Source organism: Spirosoma radiotolerans (assembly GCF_000974425.1).
GTDB lineage: Bacteria > Bacteroidota > Bacteroidia > Cytophagales > Spirosomataceae > Spirosoma > Spirosoma radiotolerans.
Map to the genome: position 1 here is coordinate 1,476,354 of NZ_CP010429.1, position 18,422 is coordinate 1,494,775.

The 18,422-nt window shown below is 49.4% G+C and carries 17 protein-coding genes; 3 read left to right on the forward strand and 14 right to left on the reverse strand.

Going from position 1 to position 18,422, the window contains the following annotated elements:
* Positions 1-2 precede the first annotated feature (2 nt).
* Genes cas2 through SD10_RS05715 form a run of 7 tightly spaced genes read right to left on the reverse strand, consistent with a single transcriptional unit; the run spans position 3 to position 8,167 of the window.
* Positions 3-293: a CRISPR-associated endonuclease Cas2 gene (gene cas2, locus SD10_RS05685; protein WP_046376074.1), complete on the reverse strand. Its 291-nt coding sequence runs from the start codon at positions 291-293 to the stop codon at positions 3-5.
* The gene (gene cas1 / locus SD10_RS05690) at positions 290-1,336 is read right to left on the reverse strand and encodes a CRISPR-associated endonuclease Cas1 (protein ID WP_046376075.1); all 1,047 of its coding nucleotides are present in this window, start codon (positions 1,334-1,336) and stop codon (positions 290-292) included. Before cas1 ends, cas2 begins: the two co-directional genes overlap by 4 nt.
* Before the next feature lie 53 nt (positions 1,337-1,389).
* Positions 1,390-2,133: a CRISPR-associated endonuclease Cas6 gene (locus SD10_RS05695; RefSeq protein ID WP_046376076.1), complete on the reverse strand. Its 744-nt coding sequence runs from the start codon at positions 2,131-2,133 to the stop codon at positions 1,390-1,392.
* Complete coding sequence (cas3, locus tag SD10_RS05700; protein WP_158500542.1) at positions 2,133-4,550, reverse strand: CRISPR-associated helicase Cas3'; 2,418 nt, start codon at positions 4,548-4,550, stop codon at positions 2,133-2,135. The genes SD10_RS05695 and cas3 overlap by 1 nt, the downstream gene beginning before the upstream one ends.
* A gap of 47 nt (positions 4,551-4,597) precedes the next feature.
* On the reverse strand, positions 4,598-5,353 hold the full coding sequence (cas5b, locus tag SD10_RS28615) for a type I-B CRISPR-associated protein Cas5b (RefSeq protein ID WP_052731085.1): 756 nt from the start codon (positions 5,351-5,353) through the stop codon (positions 4,598-4,600).
* Entirely contained in the window at positions 5,350-6,243 is an 894-nt protein-coding gene (cas7b, locus tag SD10_RS05710; protein ID WP_046376078.1) for a type I-B CRISPR-associated protein Cas7/Csh2, read from the reverse strand. Before cas7b ends, cas5b begins: the two co-directional genes overlap by 4 nt.
* Positions 6,244-6,247: 4 nt before the next feature.
* On the reverse strand, positions 6,248-8,167 hold the full coding sequence (locus SD10_RS05715; protein WP_046376079.1) for a TIGR02556 family CRISPR-associated protein: 1,920 nt from the start codon (positions 8,165-8,167) through the stop codon (positions 6,248-6,250).
* A gap of 143 nt (positions 8,168-8,310) precedes the next feature.
* Between SD10_RS05715 and SD10_RS05720 the strand changes: the two genes are divergently transcribed.
* Together SD10_RS05720 and SD10_RS05725 are read left to right on the forward strand one after the other, a co-directional pair.
* Positions 8,311-8,751 (forward strand): DUF6934 family protein, encoded by a 441-nt coding sequence (locus SD10_RS05720; protein WP_046376080.1) that lies wholly within the window; start codon positions 8,311-8,313, stop codon positions 8,749-8,751.
* 22 nt (positions 8,752-8,773) lie between these two features.
* The gene (locus SD10_RS05725; RefSeq protein ID WP_046376081.1) at positions 8,774-8,956 is read left to right on the forward strand and encodes a hypothetical protein; all 183 of its coding nucleotides are present in this window, start codon (positions 8,774-8,776) and stop codon (positions 8,954-8,956) included.
* Here the strand turns inward: SD10_RS05725 and SD10_RS05730 are convergent.
* From SD10_RS05730 to SD10_RS05755, 6 genes are all read right to left on the reverse strand, one after another.
* Positions 8,938-9,837 (reverse strand): helix-turn-helix transcriptional regulator, encoded by a 900-nt coding sequence (locus SD10_RS05730; protein ID WP_046376082.1) that lies wholly within the window; start codon positions 9,835-9,837, stop codon positions 8,938-8,940. The genes SD10_RS05725 and SD10_RS05730 overlap by 19 nt on opposite strands.
* Positions 9,838-9,898: 61 nt before the next feature.
* A complete protein-coding gene (locus tag SD10_RS05735) occupies positions 9,899-10,657 on the reverse strand; it encodes a hypothetical protein (RefSeq protein ID WP_046376083.1) in 759 nt (252 codons plus the stop codon).
* Positions 10,658-10,674: 17 nt separating this feature from the next.
* The gene (locus SD10_RS05740) at positions 10,675-11,316 is read right to left on the reverse strand and encodes a response regulator transcription factor (RefSeq protein WP_046376084.1); all 642 of its coding nucleotides are present in this window, start codon (positions 11,314-11,316) and stop codon (positions 10,675-10,677) included.
* 3 nt (positions 11,317-11,319) lie between these two features.
* Positions 11,320-11,796, reverse strand: a complete 477-nt coding sequence (locus SD10_RS05745; RefSeq protein WP_046376085.1) for a DUF6252 family protein — start codon at positions 11,794-11,796, stop codon at positions 11,320-11,322.
* A 114-nt stretch (positions 11,797-11,910) separates the two neighbouring features.
* Positions 11,911-13,836, reverse strand: a complete 1,926-nt coding sequence (locus SD10_RS05750; protein WP_046376086.1) for a tetratricopeptide repeat-containing sensor histidine kinase — start codon at positions 13,834-13,836, stop codon at positions 11,911-11,913.
* A gap of 54 nt (positions 13,837-13,890) precedes the next feature.
* Positions 13,891-15,828, reverse strand: a complete 1,938-nt coding sequence (locus SD10_RS05755; RefSeq protein WP_046376087.1) for a tetratricopeptide repeat-containing sensor histidine kinase — start codon at positions 15,826-15,828, stop codon at positions 13,891-13,893.
* 279 nt (positions 15,829-16,107) lie between these two features.
* On the opposite strand from SD10_RS05755, the gene SD10_RS05760 reads away from it, so the two are divergent.
* A complete protein-coding gene (locus SD10_RS05760; RefSeq protein ID WP_227699153.1) occupies positions 16,108-16,500 on the forward strand; it encodes a nuclear transport factor 2 family protein in 393 nt (130 codons plus the stop codon).
* 318 nt (positions 16,501-16,818) lie between these two features.
* On the opposite strand, the gene SD10_RS05765 is transcribed toward SD10_RS05760, so the two are convergent.
* Entirely contained in the window at positions 16,819-18,207 is a 1,389-nt protein-coding gene (locus tag SD10_RS05765) for a glycoside hydrolase family 88/105 protein (protein WP_082111528.1), read from the reverse strand.
* Positions 18,208-18,422: the final 215 nt, after the last annotated feature.

Here is an 18,422-nt window from a genome sequence, read left to right on the forward strand (position 1 = left end):
GGTCAGAAAAATAAAGCTCGTATTTCGTCGGTTACCAACTTCTTGTCGAATGCCTGCCCCAGCAGGGCTGTTTGCTGTAATTCGCCCCGGCTCATCGGAAAAATATAGACCTTGTCCGTTTCTTCGTCGATGAGTTCTTCCAACTGCAGTTGCAGCGTGTCTTTCTGATTTTGCGTCAGCGTCCCCAGAAAGCACGAAAACTGCACCCGATACAAACCCGCCTGCTGACACCGTTTGGCGGCTTTCGTACGCGCCTTATCCTTGCCGATATCGTAGAGTACCCAAATAATCATAGCTTTATGAGATCGGGCAGACCGCCCGTTTTTCCGATCAGTTCGTTCGCAAACTGATGCGCATCGAGCTGCATACAATGACTTCTGACGAGGTTGCGGCCTCGGTACCGAATGGGATCATTGTCCATAAATTCGTTGAAAGCATTCACCAACAGTGATTTTCCGTCGGTATTGAGCGATTGTCCCGTTTTTGAGCCCGACACTTCACTCACGTGTGACTTATTGACTTTTTTGGCCGTAAACAACCGAAACACCACCTCATCGACCCAACCCCGATAGGGTTCGATGAAGTCATAAACCATGCTCAACTGATTGTAATCGTCGCGGTGTAAAAAGCCCACATACGGGTCAAGCCCGGCCATCATCAGTGTTTTCTCTACTTTACCGTACAACATGCCGTAGCCATAGTTCAGAAAGGCGTTGAAGGCATCCTGCGCCGGGCGACTGCTCCGCCCGTTGAACTGGTATTCTTTAGGCAATACATAACTCAGCGTCTCGAAATACAACCGGCCCGCCGTGCCTTCCAGGCCCCGCAGGGTATCGGCCACATCGGCTACGCAGGTTGCCGATCCAGTGGCCGACGCCAGTGTATTGATCGACAAGGCCAGGGCCTCTGTTCGAATCAGTTTGTCGTCCAGAAAATCGGCGTGTTGCGGCCGGTGTTTTTTCAGGCTCCGTATAAACCCCAGTTGGTTATCCAGTTTAGCCAGCAACCACGACCGGACCCACCGCAACCCATCGGGCCCTAAACTGGCCTCTAACTGTCGCTTTCTGATTTTGGTGGTACTGCCGAGCTTGGCGTGCCAGACCCGGCCAATAGGATCGCCTTGTTGTTCGATAAATACGATGTCGACATTATGACGCATAGCCAGCCGCACGGCGTCGGTACTGAGCATTGTGCCCGTAGCCAGCAATATATGCGTTACCTTCTCCGCCGAATACGTGGCGTTGATGACTTTGCCATCTTCGCCCTTCCGACGAACATCGAACATGGCGTCTTTGACGTGCAGATAGGTTCCGTAGGTGCTGATGTGGAGTTGCATGATTTAACGAGTGAAAGAGCGAATGAGTGAAAGAGTGGCTGACGTGTCAGCAATCATGTGCCAGCCACTCTTTCACTCATTCGCTCTTTCACTCGTTGTATAGCCCCAAACCCCCGCGATACGGCTTTTCCCAGTCCGATGCCATCGGGCAGGATGACGTTGGCCAGAAAGCCCCCTGTAAACGCGACCATTGTCTGGTTTTTGAACTGCGTTGTCCGTTCCTCTACCGATAGCCGAACCAGAATACGTTCGTGAGGTTGCAGCCACAGGCCAAACTCCCGGAACAGGGCCAGTAATTGACTGGTGAGTACCCGTTTTAGTTGTGCCTGTTGCTCGGCTTCGGCATAGCGTCGATAGTCGCGGAAGTTATCCTGATTGAGGGCCATCCAGAGCGTTTCGAACCGATACTCGATTAGGTCGTCTGCAATGCCGATGGGGATTTGCTCATGCCGAATGTGCTTGCTCAGTACGGGGAAGGTCTGATTTTCGATCTGTACTTCCCGCATCTGTAAAAACAACTGCGTGAGCAAGGTAGCGCCCTCACCCAGCCCAACGAGGGTGGGTATATGATTGAGCACCTTGTATTGCACCAGCGGATAGGCGTAGCGAAACTTCACAGCCACGCCCCCGTCTGTTCCGGCGTCGCTTTCCAGGTGATTGTGCAACAGGGGCGAATGGGCCTTAAACAACTCCCCGAAATACCCCCGCAACTTATGCGCATCGCGAGTCCGAAGCGCGATTTCGGGAAAGGTGATGGTGGTGATCGGGATTAGGGTTTGGGGGGGTGTGGTGGTCATTAGTGGTTGTAGGTTAGTTGCCGTGCAATTGGGACATATCCAGTATTGTTACGAAAATCATCATACTCGTATCTGTAACAGGTAGATGGATTTTTGCGGTGCGATACGTAGAAAAAGTTTTCTTTCTCTTCATCAAAAACTATGGTCTTGGCCTTTACACCACTGGCTTCATAAGGCAGGGGTACGTTCACTACGTACTCATAAAATCTGGCTTTGATAAGGGCAAATTTTCGTTTTCGCTCGTAAGGCTTTAAATCTTTTTCATTACTTATGTCAACATACTGGCCCCAAAGATTTTCCGCTTCTTCATTAAGCTGTATATAGACAGACTCGGTGTCTTGTTCGTCGACAAATTCAAAAGCTCCAACCTTTGCAAAGTCTAGTGCCTGTAAGGCAGTTAGATAGGGAGATACTAGTACATCGGCCTGTTTCTTAATTTCCTTAAAATAGGCTTCAATGAGTTCTAGATAACCATGCTCGTCTGTTTCATCTACCCCCTTAAGTACATTGTCTGTTTTTACCAGAAGGTCTCCTCCATAAACTTTACCACTTATAGCCTTCAACTCTGTTATGTTATACAGAAATACTTCGCTTGCGAATTCTTTCTCATTATAACGATTGGCCCGACCAGCCGCTTGAATGATAGAATCAAGCGGACATCGAACACGAAAAACGGTATGAACCGAAACGTCAACGCCAGCTTCAATAAGCTGGGTTGAAATAATAACCTGTTGCTTTGGCCCCTTGTAGGTTTTAATCCGGTCAATAATTCGCTTTCGTTCAAAGGGTGTGATCAATGTTGTTAGGTAATAAACATCGGTTGCCTCTTCGTCTAGAGTCCCTGATACAGCCTTAAAACAGTCTAGTGTAGATTGCTTGGTGTTCAAAATTACTAGCATGTTTTTCGCTGGATTGTCTATGCAGTAATCAATCACATCCTGCTTAAACTCGGCAAAACTGACTTCCTGACGAGCGCGATTAATAAGTTTAGTCCGGTTAAAATGCGGGCTTCTGAAATAATCTTTGTAGTTCGGCACCAGCTCCTGAATCTCTTCACCTGGCGTAAAAATTAATGGTTGTGTCGCCGACATCAGAATGAAGTAACAATTATAGCGTTCGCCAAGCGTCATAAATGCCTGCCGAATGAGCGGCCATAGTTCGTACTTAATCTGCTGAATCTCATCCAGAATAATGACCGAGTTAGCGAGATTAGGCAGTTTGAGCAATTTCGTTTTGTCATTGGAAAAGAGCGATTCCAATAACTGAACGAAGGTTGTCACAACAATCCCCGACTGCCATGTTTCAATCAAAAACTGACTTTTATCCTGATCCAGTGTTTTTTTCGTTTTCTCTTCCTCTGTATCATCCTCAACAGTATCATCCTTAACCTTGTAGGCCGGTTCGGCTAGGTGGTGATGTTTGAGTAGAATGTCCGATGTTGGATTGCTAAAGACTTCCTGGAATACACTGAAGTTCTGGTCGATAATTGACGTGAACGGAATTGTAATAACGAGACGACCAGCCAGCAAACTCAGCTTTTGCTGCATAGCCAGCCCAACAGCCAGTGAGGTCAACGTTTTGCCTAAACCGGTAGGTAACGTGATTGAATACAGATGCTGGTTTACCGAAAATATCCGGTCCAGATTAGCCAGTGTTTCATGATAAGCCTGATTTTTTAGCCCATCCAGTGCCGTTCTTGGCGAGTCAAATCCGCGCCGTTTTCGGTAACTCTCTAAAGCGGAAAGTGATGGCCGTTCTGCCCCCTGACCAGTAATTCCTTTTAAAATTACGTCTGACTTATCGGAAAGAAGCAGCGTTCCGTAGAATAACTGATGCCAATAATAGTACCGATTTTTAGTATCGGGATCTGATTTAGCGTATAAGCCGTTTGTTCTCAACAATCTGTGTCCTACACCCAAATACTCATCAACAAACTCTTTTTTTCTAACATATTGTTTGAAAGACTGCCAGTCGAACTTAAAACTCACTACGGTCATCAACTTATCCAGAATTTCCTGAATCAGCGGCTCATCATCAAAAACCTCAATCTGTTCACATAAAATTTCGACTTTCGATTCAAGAGATAACTCTTCCCTAAAATCATTCAAATTTCCATGATGTCGCTTTACCGCTGTAAACACCAGATACGGGAGCAGTTGGCGATCAATACTTGTCAACTCAAATGGTAGCAAGTATTGTGTAACAACCTGTTTAGCCAGCAATGATGACAACAAGGCGTGTTCTTTGGGGCCAATACGCTCGTGATTAGGAGTCAAAAGATAATGCTGAAAATACCTCGTTCCTTTGGCTATATCGTGGCACACCCCGGCCAAATAGCCAACATCAGCCAGTAAGCCGTCTGGCAAATCAAAGTTAGTTACCCGACTTTGCAACAGTAGACGGCATGAGTCGGCCACGTTTTTCGTGTGGTCAATGAGCGGAACGCCGGGGTGTGAGTATAGCATCAGAGAAATAGAATATTGCCAAAATCAGGTGTTTCAAACCACTCATTAGCCTGAACCATGACCGAACCGACATCGGCGTTAACAAGCACCTCGCCATAACGCATTACCACTCGGTCACGACTCAGTTCGATGGGCATCGTTTCCACATAATAATGCGCCGTCTGATCAAACTCAATGGGGGGCGTTGTGGTCAGTAGCGATAGATTCACGGTCGATTGTACAGGTACGTACCCAGCCGTAGCGGTACGAACGCTACCCCGTGTAACACGCACGTCCTGAAGGTTTGCGGTAAACTGACTCAATCCTAAGTAGGGCGTAAAATGGTGCGAACGGTTGATCAACCGATCGGCTAACCGATCAAACAGTCCCTCGTCTTTGAGCCGAACAAATACCCGAAAAGCTGGATTCTTGAGAAGCTCAAACTCGATCTGGGTACGTCCACTTTTGCGAATCTCATAAAACGAATTGCCCGTATCCAGCAGGTTAAAGCCAATGTTCACCTTTTTGACGGGCGCAAGTAGCTGGACGGCCAACTGACAGGCATCGGTACCGAAAAGCTCCTGAACAGGCAAGACATTGTTGGTGAATCGACCGGGAGCCGTTTCCCGCTCAACGCCCAACACAGCCCCCAAAACGCCCGTTAAGGCTGTTCGGGTTGGGATTGGGTATGTTAACGGTGATGTAGTGGTGTTGAACTTGCGAAAATGACCGTATTCGCCCGACAACTCAAAGACGATCAGGCGGTTGTCGTTCATAGCGTAAGAAGTCCGTTGGTGAGTGGTTGCGACGTTTTCAGCCGAGGGTCTATCCGTACCGTTACGCTACTGATTTTATCTTTTTGGGAAACAAGTTCAGCCATCAGAACAGATACGTCAAGCGTGTAGTCATCGGTACTACGCAGTTGCATTTCGTTCTTTTCTGTAATCAGTTTCAGCCGTTGCCGTAATCCACCGATGTAGTACGGTTCGTTGTATTCGACGGTGATCAGCAGCAGAGGGGTTTGCCCAAACTTAGAGCGTGAAATCAGGTTTTTAGTACCCTCCCAGATTCCTTCCAGCAGCAACGCTTTGTCATCATCGGTCATTTGCGAATAAGCAGCCGCTTTCTCGTTGATGATTCCGTTGAAGCCAATCAGGGCATAAGGCACTTTATATTCCGTACGGAATGTTGCCTGTCCCTTTCCGTCGCCCGAGGCAAACGCACCCGTGCCTTGTTCGGTCACGATGTCCGTCTTGTTAAGCGATTTGCCCATCTGAAACTGCGTTGGGCCAACCAGTGTAATCGAGTCTTTGTCGAGAGGTAAAACACCGCCAAAGGTTCGTACATCGATGCACTGATCTAGAACCGTCTGCTTGCTTTCCTGGAAAGCTTTTGCCCGACGTTTTCCGTCTGAAACAAACGTCTTGCCCTTGTCTTCATAGGTGGTTTCGCGCACAAAAATGTCTTTCCCATCTGTGCCATTATAGCCTTTGTACTCATACCAGTAATCCCGAATAGTACGCTTCAGACGAACATCCGAAACCAATACTCTATTTTCTTCGGAGTCATACCGAGGACGGTTTTCGTTTAGTGGGTCGCCATTGGGATTGGCGTTTTCGATTTCGTAGAGAAACAGGATTTCGGTACGGTTGCTTAGGGTAGTCATGGGGCTAGTTTTCGGTTTGGTCGTCTAATTCTTCCTGTGTTTGTGCTTTTGCTGTGCGAAATTTATATGCCATTTCTAAGCCTGCTACGAAGTAGAATGACAGTTCATTGTTAGGCATCAATGATAGGCGATGGCTGTTAATAATAAAGTAATCACTAATAATTTGGCGTAACTCATCATACCGTTTTCCAGGTTTCCGATATTTCTCCAACTTGTCAAGTGTTTCTCGGTAAATGGTTCTGAGATTTTCTGCATTTAAGTTGTAGCCCTTCAACTTATTCTCAAATGGCGACGCTCCATTAAGCTTATTTCTCTGAATGTTTAACAACAGTTTAACTAAGACACCCAAGGCAAATACTCCTACCTGAGCATCATTCTGTAGAAAGGCTCCAATGTTATCTTTGACAAACTGCCGGAATAGCACTTCATCAAAAGCACGACCATATTTTTCATCTGGTCGAATTTCTTCTGTTAGTTCTTCTGATTGCATATGTATGGTTTGGTTTGTGGTAATAAGGGATAGCTGTGAGAGGTAGTTGAGTAGTAGGTGTGCTTTGAGAATGAGCAATTTTGGGGTTTGCGGGACCTTATTCACGAAAGACGTATTGAAATAGCTGTCTTTAATAATCTTCATGAAACGGCCATATAGTGTCAGTCGATTTATCGGCTGCCCCACAAACACATCATTAACAATTGCGTAAAAATCATCTTCGTAGAACAGCTTAAACAAACCAAATGAGAATGTTAAATTAGAGGGGTCTTTGCTTGTCCCATCAACTCCTTTGTAAAGCGGGTTTGGGTTCACCTTCCCCGGAACCTCAGAGAATAGTTTACGGAATCGAGAAGGAAGAATTTCCTCTAGTAATAATTTAATCTTAATAGCTTTCGTAGTCGGATTTTCCTCAAAGAACATCAGATTTAAGCTAAAGGCATCACCTCCTCCAGAATCACCAAGCAAGCGCATTAGATCATCTTCTGCAAATCGAATCTGACCTGCTTCCTTAAGTATATATTCAAACGAATCGATTGTGGCTAATGCCTCTTCCAATACTTCCTTGTCCTGACTTCGTACCGTTTTAGGAATCATGTAATAGCTGGTGCCGTAGAAGTACTTTTTCAACTTCTGCGCTACATACTTCTGGCCATACTCAAAATCAAGCGAGCAGTCAGAGCAGATAGGATAGTTTTTCCAGTTGTTACGCCGGCTGAAGAACCCACTGACCATCCCCGGCTTGTCAACTGTGGCATATTTGAATGGCGACGCAAAACCGTGCAGCAAAGGCTTATTTTCCAGACAGATCGAGCAAAGCTGGTTAGTTCCCTGCGAGGTTACGTTATACTTTTCTGATTTACCCGACGTGCCATGCAACAGAACCTGTTGTTGAAAAATGGGGAAGTCAGCGAGGTACTTACGTTCCCCATCAAACTCGAAACGGAAACTTAACCCGGATGCCTGCTGCCGTTTCTTGTCCATCAGAGTATACGCATTTTGTAAGGCCAGCAGAATCGTGTCATAGTCATTCGTAAGGCGATCTTGCAAAGACAGTAACATGCCTAAGTCGTATTGATAGTTGGAAACCCGACATAGCGCAATGGCTTTCTTGACCTGATTGCCAACCAGCGTGTTGAGTTTCTTCGCTAAATCGCCCGCTTTCGTTGTGAATGTTACGTCCCCGCCATTAGCGGCTCCCTTTCGATATACGTACTTCTGATACGATGTTTCGTTCGCTTTCTCTGTATCAACCCCTTCGAAGCGGCACACAAGTTGGCTATCTTCGGTAGTGAATGAAAATACAGCCAGCAAGACATCATAATTAACCCCTGCGCCGGGAAACATATTTTCCACGTACAACTGATACGGCTCAGCTTGTCCGCTCTTTTGTAAGGCTAGCCGCCCAATAGCAGCAACTGCTTTATCCTGCATACCTCTTCTTATTTTCTTGTCAGCAAAGTAATTCTTGAAAAAGGACGTATTGTGTCACAAACCGCTTTGGTGAAAATTTGTAACTTCGTTTAACTTATTGATACCTTCCGGCAATTGCATTACACCATTGCCACTATTCATTCATGAATCAACCGTTTTACGAATTCACGTCATCCATTGAAGCCCTTCGATATGAGTTTACCAGTATTGGGCAGCGCGTAGTTCGCAAAGTCATTATCTACCAGGAACTTCCTTTTCCAAATGTGTATAATCTCGCCTTAGGTGATACTGACGACCAGGGTAAAGCTGATTTCGGGATTACTAGTGATAACGGCGACCGCGATACCATTTTAGCTACCGTCATTCAAACTCTGATTACATTCTTCCATAAATATCCCCAGGCATCTGTTTTCATAGCTGGCAGTACACCCAGCCGAACAAGATTGTATCAGGGGGTAATTAATCGTGAACTAGGTGAGATTCAAAAGCGTTTTGATGTTTTGGGAGTTACAGAAGATGGAACTGAATCGTTTAGCAAGGGGAAGTCTTATCAGGCTTTTGTGATTTCCCTGAAACAATTGTAGTATTGATAAAAAACAGAAGATCATGGCAGTAATAGTAAAAAAGACAGATCGAAAATTGCCACCCAATCACCCTCTCAGTCGGAAATTTGACACCGTCGAAGAAGCAGCTCAGGCTAAAACGGACTATGTTTGGAATACAGTTCTGAAAGATTTTGACTGGAATGCATTTATGGCGAAGAAGGGAAATCAAGTTTCCCAAAAATAAGCTGAGTGTTGCCGCCCCCGCAAATAATCCCGAAAGGCGTCCGGGCTATCTACTGTCACCTCACCCGGTAGCCCCAGTACAAACCGGCCCAGGCCTATCCAGCTTCGTACCGTACCGCTGTATACGTATGGGAAATCTGCATCAGCCATGTGGATTAGATCAGGTTGAGTCAATGGGTGTTCTTCTCTTAATAGGCGATACGCCTGATAGGTGAGTCGAAGTTTTACTTTTTTTGGTTCACCCGGCCAGTCGAAAGGGTCAACGAGTACTTCGGCGGGCGGGTTTGTCTGCGCCGTTTCCAGTACCCGGACATCCTCGATGCGTTGCGTTTTGAAGGTCTTTGTCGTGGCCGATTCAGGTTCGTAGGCTGTCAGGCGGGTATAATTCTCCGAAAAACTATACGGCTCAACCAATCGGTCGCTGATCGAATTACTATTGATCGAATGATACCGCAACAGATGCACCTGCCGCCGGTCGCGGATGGCTTCGGCAAGCTGAGCCACCACCAGGCTTTGGTGCTGGTCGATTAATCCGTTGGCGATAGGCAGCAACGTCGACTGGGTATAGATTTTCTGCCGGAGTGGGGCTAGGAGCGGGTTGGCATCCGAAAAAGTGGCTAATGCCTGATGAAGTAACTGCGCTTCTTCTTCGGTGAAACTGGCCTGCTGGTTTCGTTCGTCTTCAAAAATAAAGAAACGGGGTGGTCGCTTCCCTTCCTTGTCGATACAGTACCCGGCCTCTTCCAGAGCATCCATGTAGCGTCGGGCATGGCGCGGGTCGCATTCGAGAATTTGGGCTAACTGGGTTAGCGATTTGCCAGGCCGTTGTTTTAACAGCCGGATGAGCTTGAGAGTACGCGTTAAATTTTGCTGGGCTGCCATGGGTGGATAGACAAGCGCCCAAGTACGTAAAATATGGCAAAGAATAAAATGGCTGTATTTATTAAAAATTTCCGGATAGTTTAACTACCGTCGGGTTGAGCGCTTTCATGGCTTTGTTGGAGGATAAAAATTCGCTGTCGCCCATCAATTCATTGTAGGCTTTTTCCTGCGCCGGGGTGCGGGAAGCAGGTGGCCCGAGCGTTAGGGACAGGAACGTTTTTTCGGATAGCTGGGCTAGTTTGCCGCCCTGCCAGTTCGATACCTGACCGCCATAGTCCCAGGCAAATCCCCAAAGTTTGAACGGTTTGCCGTTACGGCTCTCCAACTCAGTTAGCGTTGTGCCAATGCGCAGCCCATCGGTTGTGACCCAGTGCGTTGGGGGTAAGTTTTTGATTGGAAGTCCTTCGTCGTCAAATAGTTTTGGGCAAATAAGTACCGTTTCGGGGGCTGTCCGTTTTTCGTCGGTATAAATGATTTGGACCTCATCGGAGGTGTCCTTGTAAAGCGTCGTGCCGATAAGCTCGGTCCCTTCGGCGCCATAGATCGTGTCACCGGCAGTAACGACTGCCGGACCCAGGAGCCGGAGTAAGTCGGCTTCGGAAGTCGTCGCTTTAATTGGGCCAACCCGCTCACCCGGTATGATCAGGAAATCATTGGCGACAACGGCCGCCTGATTCTGGCTGACTCCTTGTGTCTGTGCGGTGTTGGTCAGTGACTCAGGCTGGGTACTACCCCCTGACGGACCATTGGCCGAGGAGCCGGATTGGCAGGCCGTTAGGGTAGCCGTTAGTAGAAGAATGGGCAGGAAAGTAGACGGCATGGTTAGTTACTGGGAATTCATTTGAACAAGCCTGTCTTGAGTGCCTTTGCTACGGCTTCTGACTTGGAATTGACGTGCAGTTTCTCGTAAATATTGACAATGTGTGTGCGAACGGTGCCCATGCTCATGTTGCAGTGGTGCGCGATGAGTTTATAGCTATCGCCTTCCACCAGGCGCTGCAACACTTCTTTCTCTTTATCGGTCAGCATAAACGCATCAGCGCGTGACGACGAACCTTTTGGCTGTCGAAAAGCATCCAGTACTTTAAGGGCAATGGAGGGTGTCATGGCGGCTCCACCACTCATGACTTCCCGAATGGCATCAATGATCTTATCGGCGGGTGTTTTCTTCAGCAGATAGCCCACGGCCCCTGCCGAGATGGCAGCGAAAATTCGGTCAACGTCTTCGAAGACGGTGAGCATCAGAATTTTAGGTCGTGTTGTCTGCTCCCGAATGAGCCTGACGGCTTCAATGCCGGTGCGGCCGGGCATATCGATATCCATTAAAATGACATCCGGCTGGTTGTACAGCACCTCGTCGACCGCTGTGAGTGCATTTGGGTATTTTCCCGTAACGATCAGATCGTCGGTCGCGTCGAAAACCAGTGCCAGCGTTTCACGCAGGGAGTCATTGTCATCAAAAATAGAAATACGGATCATACGCTATAGAGTCTCTACCGGTAGCTTGAATGTTCCATTCGTAACGGCGACTTCGCGCTTCTGCTGGCTATTGTACGTCTTCATCGAAAACGTGCCTTCGAGGTTGCTTCCATCAAACTTCGTTACCGTAACGGTGCCTGTTCGACCTTCCCGGATCGTGTAATTTATGTTTGTTTTTACGTCGATATAGCTGCCCGTGCTGCCGGGTTTACTGATATCGACGAGCGCCATAGTGCCTGTGCCCGTAAATTTTTCCAGTGTAAACCCGGTCATATGGACGCTGTTATACCCCACAAGGGTCAGGTCTTTACTCACTTTATTATACGTTGCCCCGGCCTGGTCCGACGTGAACGACTGCCCGTCGATCTGAGCGGTCATGACGCCCGTACTGGCCGGTGTAACGGGGGTGTCTTCTTTCTTACTGCACGAAATCGAGAGGGCAATTATACCCAGCATAAAACCAATTTTGAGCGTTTTCATCAGACAGTTGAATTAAGTCAGAAGGCTATCCGAGCAGGTCACTCGATCGTCGGGCCTTGTCTGACAAAAGTAGCGGGTCTGCTGATGCTCGTAAATCGGATAAATGTATGAGGCTCATTGCGAGACGACTAATTGCAGCCGGGTTCCCTGGCCCGGTGTCGACTGGACCGCGAGTGTACCGCCCATGGCTTTGGCTCGCTGCTGCATGCTGCTCTGACCAGTCCGCTGGCTGGGCTGAGCCGGGTCGAAACCCCGACCGTTGTCTTCAATGACCACCTTGAGCTGCTCCTTCTGATGCTCAAAACGCAGGGTGGCCTGGCTGGCCTGGGAGTACTTGACCAGGTTGTTGATGGCCTCCTTGCCGATCAGGTACAGGTTGCGACGCACCTCCATCGAGATGGGCAGCCCCTCCAGGGCCGGCTCAGCCACCAGCGAGAAACGGATACCCTTCGACTCCATCAGGGGCTGGGCATACTCCTGTAAGCGGATGGCGATGCGGTGCAGCGAGTCGTTGCCGGGGTTGATGGTCCAGATGATCTCGTCCATGGCCTCCAGAATCTGGCGGGCGTCGGTGTTGATCTTCTGGATGGCCCGCTCGACGGATTCGGGGCGGTTCTGGGCGATGAGGCCTTTGACCATGCCACTCAGCAGGGAGATGCTGCTCAGGGTGCTGCCCACCTCATCGTGCAAGTCGTGGGCAATCTGTTTGCGCAGGGTCTGGGCTTCCTGGAGTCGGCGCAGGCGAGCCCGGTTCAGCAGCCAGGCTGATACGGCAGCTCCCAGCAGCAGGGTGAGCAGCCCGCCGATGAGCAGGGCGTTGGTTTGGAGTCGTTTGTTGGTCAGTTCTTCTTCCCGGATCTGAGCCTGCTGTCGGAGCAGGTTGATCTGGTCTTGTTTCTGTTGGGATTTGTAGTGGGCCACCAGTCGCTGGACTTCGGCGGTGGTTCGGACGGTGGTCATCGAGTCGATGTGCTGGTTTCGTTCGAGCTGGAAGGCGTAGGCTTGCTGGAAGTTCTTCATGCCCCCGTACAGATCGGCCAGCCCCTGCGTGTAGATACCAATCTTGTTTTTATCGTTCAGTTCGTGGGCTAAGTGAAGCGCTTTTTTCATGAACTGCTCCGCTGGTTTGTAGTCTTTCAGCTCTTCGTAGACCTGGCCCAGGTTAAAATAGTCCGTAGCCATCGCCGATTTAATCTGCTGTTTGGTGGTAATGGCCAAGGCCTGCTCTATGGCGTGTTTGGCTTCCTCAAGTCGGTTTACTTTTCGGAGGGCCAAACCCGTATTGACTAAAATATCGGCCTGCAGCAAGTCCGATTCAGACTCTTTTGCGTGTTTAAGGGCAGTGCGGTAGTAGGCCAGCGCTTTTGCTTGCTGTTCCAGATTATCGTAGCATCGGCCGATATTCTGTTCGGTAATCGCCATGCCGTACGGGCTTTTCAACTGACGGTTGAGCACGAGTGCCTGTTGAAAATACTCGATGGCTTCGCGGGGTCGCCTGGTGTCTTTCAGGGCAAGGCCGATGCCTGTGTACGTATTTTCATTGCGGGGCAGAATGGCATACTGTTCCTGCATTCGAAGCGAACTCAGGGAAATGGCGAGTGCTTTTTCGTGCTGATTCATGTTGCGATACGCCGTTCCGAGGTTGGTCATCGCGTTTGCCAGTAAGCGAGGAGGAAGCTTATTGGCTTTAGCAATAGTTAATGCTTTCTGAAGATAGTCCAGGGTTTGTTGGGGCTTATCCCACAGGTAGTAGTTGGCACCTAGATAGGTATTTGCCTGATAGATGCCCAGCCCGAACTGTAACTTAATGGCTACTTTTTCGGCCGCCCGCAACAACGAATCAGCCCGGTCATAATTGGCTTTTGTCCGGGTCGTCAACTTCCCCAGTTGCAGCAGGGCATTCACGTAGTTGGTATCAGTAGCCGTATGCGTTTGCAGGTAAACTTCCAGCGAATCGAGCGATTTGGGGACCTGGCCAACCGCCTGTGTGCTAACGAGTAAACTTAATATAATGGCAAATCTTACGTAGCCGTTTTTCATAGAGTAGTTATATCAGACCTATATAATGTGAGCCAATTAATTGTAAAGTGAATACTATTGAGCGACAAGCGATGTGATCAGTACTAAACTGGTCCCTTGTTCTGGAGCTGAATGCACTTCTAAAGAGCCGCCCATGGCTTTGGCTCGCTGCTGCATGCTGCTCTGACCAGTCCGCTGGCTGGGCTGAGCCGGGTCGAAACCCCGACCGTTGTCTTCAATGACCACCTTGAGCTGCTCCTTCTGATGCTCAAAACGCAGGGTGGCCTGGCTGGCCTGGGAGTACTTGACCAGGTTGTTGATGGCCTCCTTGCCGATCAGGTACAGGTTGCGACGCACTTCCATCGAGATGGGCAGCCCCTCCAGGGCCGGCTCAGCCACCAGCGAGAAACGGATACCCTTCGACTCCATCAGGGGCTGGGCATACTCCTGCAAGCGGATGGCGATGCGGTGCAGCGAGTCGTTGCCGGGGTTGATGGTCCAGATGATCTCGTCCATGGCCTCCAGAATCTGGCGGGCGTCGGTGTTGATCTTCTGGATGGCCCGCTCGACGGATTCGGGGCGGTTCTGGGCGATGAGGCCTTTGACCATGCCACTCAGCAGGGAGATGCTGCTCAGGGTGCTGCCCACCTCATCGTGCAAGTCGTGGGCAATCTGTTTGCGCAGGGTCTGGGCTTCCTGGAGTCGGCGCAGGCGGGCCCGGTTCAACAGCCAGGCTGATACGGCAGCTCCCAGCAGCAGGGTGAGCAGCCCGCCGATGAGCAGGGCGTTGGTTTGGAGTCGTTTGTTGGTCAGTTCTTCTTCCCGGATCTGAGCCTGCTGTCGGAGCAGGTTGATCTGGTCTTGTTTCTGTTGGGATTTGTAGTGGGCCACCAGTCGCTGGACTTCGGCGGTGGTTCGGACGGTGGTCATCGAGTCGATGTGCTGGTTTCGTTCGAGCTGGAAGGCGTAGGCTTGCTGGAAGTTCTTCATGCCCCCGTACAGATCGGCCAGCCCCTGCGTGTAATTATTGATTTGCTCTTTGTTGTTGCGTTCTCTGGCCGACTGGAGTGCTTTCAACATGTACGTTTCGGCGGGCGTATATTGTTTCAGTTCTTCGTAAAGCTGGCCCAGGTTGAAGCAAGCAGTAGCCATACCGGCTTGGTGCCCTTGTTTCTGGGCAATAGCCAGCGAACGCTTCACAAAGGGAATGCCTTCTTCAGGGCGTTTCGATAATTTCAGCGCCAAACCAATATTAACGAGGATATCCGCCTGTAGCAGTTCAAACTTTGCCTCCTGTGCGTGTTTTAACCCCTGTTTGTAATAGGGGAGAGACTTGTCGTACTGCTTCAGGTTATCGTAGCAGATGCCTATGTTATTCTCGATAATACCCATACCACTGGTGTTTTTCGTGGTCTTCATAAGGGCCAGCGCCTGCCGGTAATAAGGCAGCGCTTCACGAGGCTTATTCAGTTCCCTGAATGCGTTGCCAATGCCGCCATAGGTCGTGGCAATTCGTGGCTGCACGTTATACTGTTCCTGAAGCCGCAGCGAACGGAGTTCCATTGCCACTACTTTATCGTACTGCCCCAACTTACTTAAAGCCGCAGCTATGTTGGAGATGGCTCCACAAATGAATCGGGGGTTAAGTTTATGGGTTTCGGCTATTGTCAGGGCTTTTTGAAAATACTCCAGCGCCTGCTGTGGCCGATCTGTCAGGTAATAAATGGAGGCTCGATTGGTGTATGCCTTTGCCAGACCCAGTCCATACTGAAGCTTCATGGCCAGTTGCTCCGATAGCTGCAGCACAGAGTCCGCCCGTTTGTAATCAGGATTAGCTGTTGAGTGAAGCTCGCGGCCCATGACGTTGAGCGCACGGACGTAGTTTGTATCCTGACTTGTGTGATTTTTCAGGTAAACCGTTACGGAGTCGAGGGTTTGCGGTACCTGCGCCCTGACTGTATAAGGTCCTGTTACTAAATAACAGAAGTAAACAAGCAAAGAGATGTTTTTCATTCGTCATAGCCTTTAACGCTAATTAATAATTTATTCAGAATCAATCAATAAACGGTTTAGCATACGGTCATTTACCGTCGAATTTGTGAATGTCAGGCGTGTAAAAACGAGCCCGTGTTTGGTTTATCGACACCTGATACGGTAAAAAATCGGCGCTTTCGCTTTTACTAGCGTGGCAGAGGTTCGTAGGGACTCTGTTTATCAATGGTATCTTCCACGTAACCCTTATCAATGATGTATACGAAAACCATTCTCTTGGCAATTGTCGCTTTAAGTAGTATGCTAACCACCAGGACCCTGGCACAGGGAAAAGAGCAAGCGGCTGTAGCCCAGGCTGTTCAACAATTGAAACAACTTATGATCGACCCCGACAAGGCAAAACTGGAGTCGCTGGCTTCCGATGACCTGAGTTACGGCCATTCGACGGGAAAAATAGAAGATAAGAAAGCGTTTGTCGAAGCCCTCACCAGTGGCTCATCGGACTTCAAAACCATTGACTTAACGGAAGAAACCATCACCGTGGTCGACAACACCGCTATGGTGCGGCATAAACTCATGGCCGAAACGGCTAACGACGGCAAACCCGGTCAGGCCAAACTGGCGGTTTTACTGGTCTGGGTGAAGCAGAAAGGAAACTGGAAGCTACTGGCTCGTCAGGCCGTGAAGATATAGGTTTCTTAAAACCTATCAGACGGGCGGTCAACTGAACGAGGTTTTGAGAAACCTCTCTTGTCAGTTTTAAGAAACTGACATCACAACACACCACAACGCCATTGCTGACGCTCGTGAGGACATATCCCTTGGAGAACTCCCTCGACGGATGAGCCAAGTAGTTAATATGTACAGGTTTCTTGCCACAAATAAACAAGCCCGCCAGAAGTCTGGCGGGCTTGTTTGATTAATAACCTATGATAAATTTATTAAATGTAAGAAGAGCGAAACAACGGACTCTCCTGAACTCACCTGCCTGATGGGCGCTGCGTGTGTTCATTATTTCTTCTGCGTTAATTGCAGCGAGCTGTCATTGATTTCAAACGTTTTGTTCTTCAGTAATTTGACTACCTCGGCACCTGCCAGCAAAGCCGGTCCATACCCGTGAGCCGCATAGACGTTGATGGGCCGGTAGTAATAAAACGCCGGGTCGAAACCCATTCCTGTACCGACGCAAACGCCTTCAATCTGGCCGTTTGGCGTAACTTTTGTCGATACGGCGTTCCAGCCAAGCAGGGTAGCCGGAGCATAGGCCAGCGGATCGAGCCATCCCTGGTTGATGGCGTGCGCAAAGGCATATACGTAAATTGCCGTTGCGGAAGTTTCCAGATACGAGTCGGGCCGGTCGAGTAACTGGTGCCAGAATCCTGAACCCGATTGCTGAGCGGCCAATCCTTTCGCATGGGCTCTGAGTAAGTCCAGAATGCCTGCCCGGCCGGGGTGACTGGTGGGTAACACATCCAGTAATTCAACCGCTGTCAGAATACCCCAGCCATTGGCCCGCGCCCAATGAAACTCAGGATGAACGCTCATGCTCTCCACCCAGCCGTGCATATACAATCCTTTTTGCTGATTGAACATGCGTTTCGAAAACTGAGTCACCTGCTTCACCGCTTCATCATAGTATGTCTGATCGCCGGTGAGTTTTCCCATTTGAGCCAGCGCCGGAACGCTCATGAACAGGTCATCGAGCCAGAGCGTATTGGGCTGTGGCCGATTGCGGGCCAGCGTGCCATCGGCCAGACGATATTCTTTCGTCTGAATGTAGTTGATGTAGTTGTCGATCATGGGCCGCATGTTGGCCTTAATGCCCCCGGCGCGGCTAGCCTTAATCATGGCGGCACACATGGCCCCGGCATCGTCGAGGGCGTGGGGCGCTACCACCGACCGCATGGGCGTATTGGCCTTCGGGTCGGCTGTTACCTGCGCCCGGAAGTAGGGGAGCTGCTCGGCGATGAACTGAAGTCGTTTATTGGTGTAATCAGCGTACCGGCCATCGCCGGTGGCTTCACTGGCAAGCAGCATCCCGGCATACGTTACGCCCCATTCGTAACTGATCAACCGAAAATCGCCAGGTTTGAAGATCGCGTTAGGGTTAAACGTGCCACCGGGTGTTAGTTCTTTATTTGTCTCTTTGTCAACGAGTTGTGTCGGTGTGTTGGCTTCCAGGTACGTATAAATCCGGTTAAGGGCATTCGTAACATCGGCTACTTTAGGTTGCCCATATGGAACCGGATAATCGGGCTGGAGCAGGTGCAGGGGTGTTGTCGAATCATTGGCTTTCGGTGCACCCGGCTGGGCATAAAGGGTAAGTCCGGTAGTAAGGCAAGCCAGAAACAAACCCAGCGGGCGTGTGACAGATGGGCGAATAGGTAGGTAAGTAGACATAGAACGGATAAGCAACAAGGACGGAATCAATCAATAAGAAGCGCAGGTAGCCAGCAGATTCTCCTGGCTACTGTAAGTTAATTAGCAAAGATGCCACAAGACACATGATCTTCTATCATGCACCCTCCTGTGCCTGTTGAATTTAGCCGGAGAGTCGGCAAAACTTTAAGACGGCCTCCCGGGTTGTTTTCCTGGGCGACTTCCCTCGCCAGATT